This is a genomic window from Rhodoferax sp. OV413 (assembly GCF_945881795.1).
In the GTDB taxonomy this organism is placed as follows: Bacteria; Pseudomonadota; Gammaproteobacteria; order Burkholderiales; family Burkholderiaceae_C; genus Allorhodoferax.
In genome coordinates this window covers 1-5,792 of the sequence record NZ_CAMCVG010000109.1, presented here as the reverse complement: position 1 = coordinate 5,792, position 5,792 = coordinate 1, and the positions used below count along the sequence as shown (strand labels likewise).

Annotated in this window: 4 protein-coding genes and 1 tRNA gene; all 5 read right to left on the bottom strand. The window is 62.8% G+C overall.

Annotated features, from left to right (window positions below):
* A partial coding sequence (locus Q0O05_RS10945; RefSeq protein WP_293663010.1) for an ATP-dependent Clp protease proteolytic subunit occupies positions 1 to 201 on the bottom strand: 201 nt, incomplete at its 3' end.
* A 153-nt stretch (positions 202 to 354) separates the two neighbouring features.
* Positions 355 to 1,665 (bottom strand): trigger factor, encoded by a 1,311-nt coding sequence (gene tig / locus Q0O05_RS10940; protein WP_293663008.1) that lies wholly within the window; start codon positions 1,663 to 1,665, stop codon positions 355 to 357.
* Between the two features lie 72 nt (positions 1,666 to 1,737).
* Positions 1,738 to 1,824 (bottom strand) — tRNA-Leu (locus Q0O05_RS10935).
* Positions 1,825 to 1,928: 104 nt separating this feature from the next.
* The gene (locus tag Q0O05_RS10930; protein ID WP_293663006.1) at positions 1,929 to 5,075 is read right to left on the bottom strand and encodes an efflux RND transporter permease subunit; all 3,147 of its coding nucleotides are present in this window, start codon (positions 5,073 to 5,075) and stop codon (positions 1,929 to 1,931) included.
* A 7-nt stretch (positions 5,076 to 5,082) separates the two neighbouring features.
* On the bottom strand, positions 5,083 to 5,792 hold a 710-nt coding region (locus Q0O05_RS10925), incomplete at its 5' end, for an efflux RND transporter periplasmic adaptor subunit (RefSeq protein ID WP_293663004.1).

The window sequence follows — 5,792 nt, the reverse complement described above, 5'->3', positions numbered from 1 at the left end:
CTTGTCCGGGTTTTCGCTTTCCAGAAAAAGCAGTTGCGCCACCACCAGGTTGGCGGTTTGGTCGTTCACCGGGCCCACCAGAAAAATCACCCGCTCTTTAAGCAGGCGTGAGTAGATGTCGTACGAACGCTCACCACGTCCCGATTGCTCGATGACCATGGGCACCATACCCAAGGCCTGGGTTTCCATTGCGCCGGACATTCCGTATTTCACGTTCATAGGGTCTCCAAAATCTAAGTTGTACTGTACAGAAAAAGCACCTGTCTCAAAGCAAATGGGGCTTAGGCGCCGGACTGCAAGTCCCGCGCAAGCCCCATTCCAGCCGCGGCGCACGGGTGGCGCCGTCTACGGGTCTTAGTTCTGACCCATCAGCTCATCAAAGGAAATCGACTTATCGCTCACCTTGGCCTGCGCGAGGATGTAGTCGGTCACGTTGCTCTCGATGACGATGGCTTCCACATCGGCCATGCGACGGTTGTCGCTGTAGTACCAGCGGATCACGTCTTCGGGCTTTTCGTAGCTGGCAGCCAGCTCTTCCACGTGGGCCTTGATCTGCTCGGGCTTGGCGGCCAAGTCGTTCGTGCGCACCAGCTCTGCCACCACCAGGCCCAGGCGAACGCGGCGCTCGGCTTGGGGACGGAAGATTTCTTCAGGGATGGGGGCCTTGTCAGCGTCTTTCACGCCGCGCTGCTTCAGGTCGGCGCGGGCGTTTTCAATCATGCGGTCCAGCTCGGCTTGCACGCTGGACTTGGGCAGATCGAGTTCCGACTTGGCGACCAAAGCGTCCATGGCAGCTTGCTTGTTGCGGACCAGCAGACGGCTCTTGACTTCGCGCTCGAGGTTCTTGCGGATGTCGGCGCGCAGTGCTTCCACGGTGCCGTCGGCAATGCCCAGAGACTTGGCCAGAGCGCCATCAACTTCAGGAAGGTGAGCGGCTTCGAGCTTTTTCAGGGTGACCAGAAAGTCGGCGGTTTTGCCGGCCACATCTTTGCCGTGGTACTCGGCCGGGAAGTCCAACTGGAAGGTCTTGCTCTCGCCGGACTTCATGCCGCGGGTGGCGTCTTCAAACTCTTTGAGCATCTGCCCGTCGCCCAGAATGAACTGGAAGTCTGCAGCCTTGCCGCCTTCGAAGGGTTCGCCGTCGATCTTGCCTTCGAAGTCCACGGTCGCACGGTCAGTGTCTTGCGCGGCGCTGTCCAGCGAGCGCTGGGCGAAGGTACGGCGCTGCTTGCGCAGGATGTCGACGGTCTTGTCGATGGCTCCATCGGTCACGTCGGCGGTCAAACGCTCGACTTCGGCGCCGCTCAGGTCGGCGACTTTCACTTCAGGGAATACTTCAAAAATCGCGTCGAACGCCATCTGGCCTTCGGGGGCGGTTTCGTTCTCGGAAATCTTAGGCTGGCCGGCCACTCGCAATTTGGCTTCGTTGGCAGCGGTGGCAAAGGCCTCGCCCACTTTGTCGTTCATGACTTCATAGTGGACCGAATAGCCGTAACGCTGGGCCACCACATTCATGGGGACTTTGCCTGGGCGGAAGCCGTCCATCTTGACGGTGCGGGCCAGCTTGCGCAGGCGGCTGTCAACTTCAGTCTTAATGACGCCGACCGGCAGAGTCAGGGTGATTTTGCGTTCGAGCTTTTCCAGGGTTTCTACGGTAACGGCCATCTTTACTCCTAATTTTTAGTTTGGCAGGACTTTCGCCTGCGGCATCGAGACGATGCCGTTGTTAGTTAGGGTTGGTGCGCGGGGGGGGACTCGAACCCCCACACTGTTGCCAGCGTCAGGACCTAAACCTGGTGCGTCTACCAATTTCGCCACCCGCGCAAAAAACAAAATACGGGGGCCGGAGGCACGGCAGACACCCGTCCGCCCCACCCCGACCGCCCGTTTGAAATCGGTAAGCCGAGTATTTTAGCCTGCCGACGGCCCTAGGCCGCCGCCGCCGGCTCGCGTTTGACACGGAACCACGCCGCATACATGGCCGGCAAGGCCAGCAACGTCAGCACGGTGGCCACAATGAGGCCGCCCATGATGGCGACCGCCATCGGCCCCCAGAACACCGAGCGAGAGAGCGGAATCATGGCCAGCACTGCCGCCGCGGCGGTCAGCACAATCGGCCGCAGGCGGCGTACCGCGGACTCCACAATCGCATCCCAGGCCGGAATGCCGGCGGCGCGGTCTTGCTCGATCTGGTCAATCAGGATGACCGAGTTGCGCTGGATCATGCCCATGAGCGCAATCACGCCAAGCAGCGCCACAAAGCCGAAGGGCCGGCCCAGCAAGAGCAAGGCCCCCGCCACTCCGGCAATGCCCAGCGGCCCGGTAATAAACACCAGCACCGAGCGGCTGAAGCTTTGCAGCTGCAGCATGAGCAGGGTGAAGGTGAGGAACAGCATTACCGGCACACCCGCCACGATGGAGGCCGAGCCCTTGGAGCTCTCTTCGACTGCGCCGGCCACTTCAATGCGGTAGCCGGTGAATCCCTTCTCAGCCCACTGGGCTTGCAGCGCCTTCATCATGGGCTGCAATTCGGCGGTGACGGTGGCGCCCTGCAGTCCCTCGACGATGTCGCTCTGCACGGTGATGGCGTAGTCGCGGTTCTCGCGCCACATCACGCCCGGCTCCCAGGTGAATACCGGCTTGGCGATCTGGGTGATGGGGATGGACTTGCCGCTGCTGGTGGGCAGGTAGGCGTTGCCGATGTCGGTGATGGCGTTGCGCTCGTCCAGCGGCTGGCGAAGCACGATGTCGATGAGCTTGTCGCCCTCTCGGAACTGGCCCACGGTGGTGCCACTGAGCAAGGTACGGGAGGCCTGAGCGATGCTTTGGCTGCTCACCCCGAGCGCACGCGCCTTGTCCTGATCCACCTCGAGGCGCAGCACCTTGACGGACTCGTTCCAGTTGTCGTTGACGCCGCGGGTGTTGCTGTTCTGGCGCATGAGCGCCTTGACCTCGTCGGCCCGCTCACGCAGTTGGAGCGGATCGGTCCCGACCACCCGGAACTGCACCGGATAGGCTACCGGCGGCCCGTTGGGCAGCAGCTTCACCCGGCCGCGCACCTCGGGAAACTCACTGGCCAGCAATGCGGGCAGCTTGACCCGCAGGCTCTCTCGCACCTTCAAATCCATCGGCACGATGATGAACTGCGACACGTTGGTCTGCGGGAACACCTGGTCCAGAGGCAAATAAAAGCGCGGCACGCCCGAGCCGATCCAGGTGCTGACGGTGGACACACCGGGCTCCTGCATCAAGCGGGCCTCGAGGCGCTCGGTTACCGCCTGGTTGTTGGCAAACGAGGTGCCTTCGGGGAACCAGATATCGACCAGCATCTCCGGGCGGCTGGAGTCGGGGAAGAACTGTTGCTGCACCTTGCCCATGCCCGCAATGCCCAGCGCAAACACCATCACAGTGCCGCCGATGGTGACCCAGCGGTACTTCACGCACCAGTTCACCATGCGGCGGAAGGTGTTGTAAAACGGGGTGTCAAAGTGCTCCTGGTGGGCCGACTCACCCGCTGGGTGCGGCCGGTTCTTGAGGAGGATATTGCCCAGATACGGCACGAAGTACACCGAGACGAACCAGCTCAAAATCAGCGCCAGCACGGTCACCGCAAAAATCGCATAGGTGTATTCGCCGGTCACCGACTTGGCCATGCCGATAGGCAAAAAGCCGACCGCAGTGATGAGTGTGCCGGTCAGCATGGGCATGGCTGTCACTTCGTAGGCGAAGGTGGCAGCGCGCACCTTGTCGTAGCCCTCTTCCATCTTGCGCACCATCATCTCAACCGCAATGATGGCGTCGTCCACCAGCAGGCCCAGGGCGATGATGAGCGAGCCCAGCGAAATTTTGTGCAGGCCGATGCCCCAGTAATACATGCCCAGAAAGGTCATCGCGAGCACCAGCGGAATCGTGATGCCCACCACCAGGCCGGGGCGCACGTCCAGCGTCCAGCGCCTCCAGAATGGCTGGCCCGCCTTGGTGTGCAGGCCCAGCGCAATAAAGCTCACCGCCAGCACGATGACCACCGCCTCCACCAGCACCTTCACAAACTCGTTCACCGAGGTGGCAACCGCCTTGGGCTGGTCTTGCACCTGCACCAGCTTGATGCCGGCGGGCAGCCCGGCCGAGATGCCGGCGGATGTCTTGGTAAGCGCTTTGCCCAGCGCAATGATGTCGCCGCCTTTGGCCATGGACACGCCCAGCGCGATCACCTCTTTGCCCTGATGGCGCACCTTCACCGCCGGCGGGTCCACGTAGCCCTTGCCGATGGTGGCGATGTCTTTCAGGCGGAACTGGTTGCCGCTGGCACCCCGGATCGGCATATCGGCGAGCTGCTGCACCGCGTTGAACTGGCCGGCCACACGCACCTGCACCACGTCCAGCGGCGTCTGCACGGCGCCGGCGGACTCCACTGCGTTTTGCTGGCCGAGCTGCGCCAGCACCTGACCGAAGTCCAGCCCCAGCTGGGCCAGGCGTTTTTGCGAGATTTCGATATAGAGCTTCTCGTCCTGCACCCCGAAGAGCTCCACCTTGGCCACGTCGGGAACCCGCAGCAGCTTCTGGCGCACCTCGTCGGCAAAGGTCTTGAGCTCGGCGTAGTTGAATCCGTCGCTCTCCAGCGCGTAAATGACGCCATAGACATCGCCGAAGTCGTCGTTCAAGAACGGGCCGACCACGCCAGCGGGCAGGGTGCCGCGCATGTCGCCGATCTTTTTGCGCACGGTGTACCAGACGTTTGGCACTTCACTGCCCTTGCTGGAGTCCTTGATCTGGAAAATGATTTGCGACTCGCCGGGCTTGGAGTAGCTGCGGATCTTGTCGGCGTATTGCACCTCTTGCAGCGTGCGCTCGAGCTTGTCGGTGACCTGCTCAGCCATCTGCTGCGCGGTGGCGCCGGGCCAGTAGGTGCGAACCACCATGGCGCGGAAGGTAAAGGGCGGGTCTTCGTCCTGCCCGAGCTGGAAGTAAGCCGCCGCACCCAGAAGCATCAACACCACCATCAGGTAGCGGGTCAGCGCGGAATGCTCCAGCGCCCACTTGGACAGGTTAAAGCCGGTTTTTGGTTCCTGCATCATGGCCGCCTCACTTGACCACAGCGCTTGCGGCGGCCGCAGGTGCTACGGAATCCATAGCTGCTGGCGCATATCCAGCGGGCGCTGAGGCGCTTTTTTCCTTATAAATCGCGACCTTTTGCCCGGGCGACAGCACATGCACACCGGCCACCACCACCTGCATGCCCGGCGTGAGGCCGCTGCTGATGACGGCGTCGTTGCCATCGGCCGTGGCGACCACCACCGGCTGGGCCTTGACGGTCATGGTGGCGGAGTCCAGCACCCAGACACTGCTGCCCGCCCCCGCCTTGAGCAGGGCCGACGTGGGCAACTTGATGACTTGCTCGCCGCTGCGCTCCAGCGCTTTGGGCGCCACCGTCACGGTCGTGCCCAGGGGCAGCGCATCTTTCGCGCCCAGGGCCACCTTGACAGTGAAGGTGCGGGTAACCGGATCGGCGCTGGCTGCCACCTCGCGCACCGTGCCGGTCAACTGGGTCTTGCTGGCCCACACCCGCACATCGACCATCGAGCCCCGCGCAATCTGGGCGACCTTGTCTTCGGGCACGGCGAACACCACGTCGCGCGGGCCGTCCTGCGCAATTTGCACCACAGGCGCTCCGGCAGCCACCACCTGGCCCACTTCGGCGCTCACCGCCGTGACCACGCCCGACACATCAGCTACCAGGGTGGTGTAGCCGGCCTGATTGCCTTGGCTGTTGAGCTGGGCCTGGGCCTGCTCGA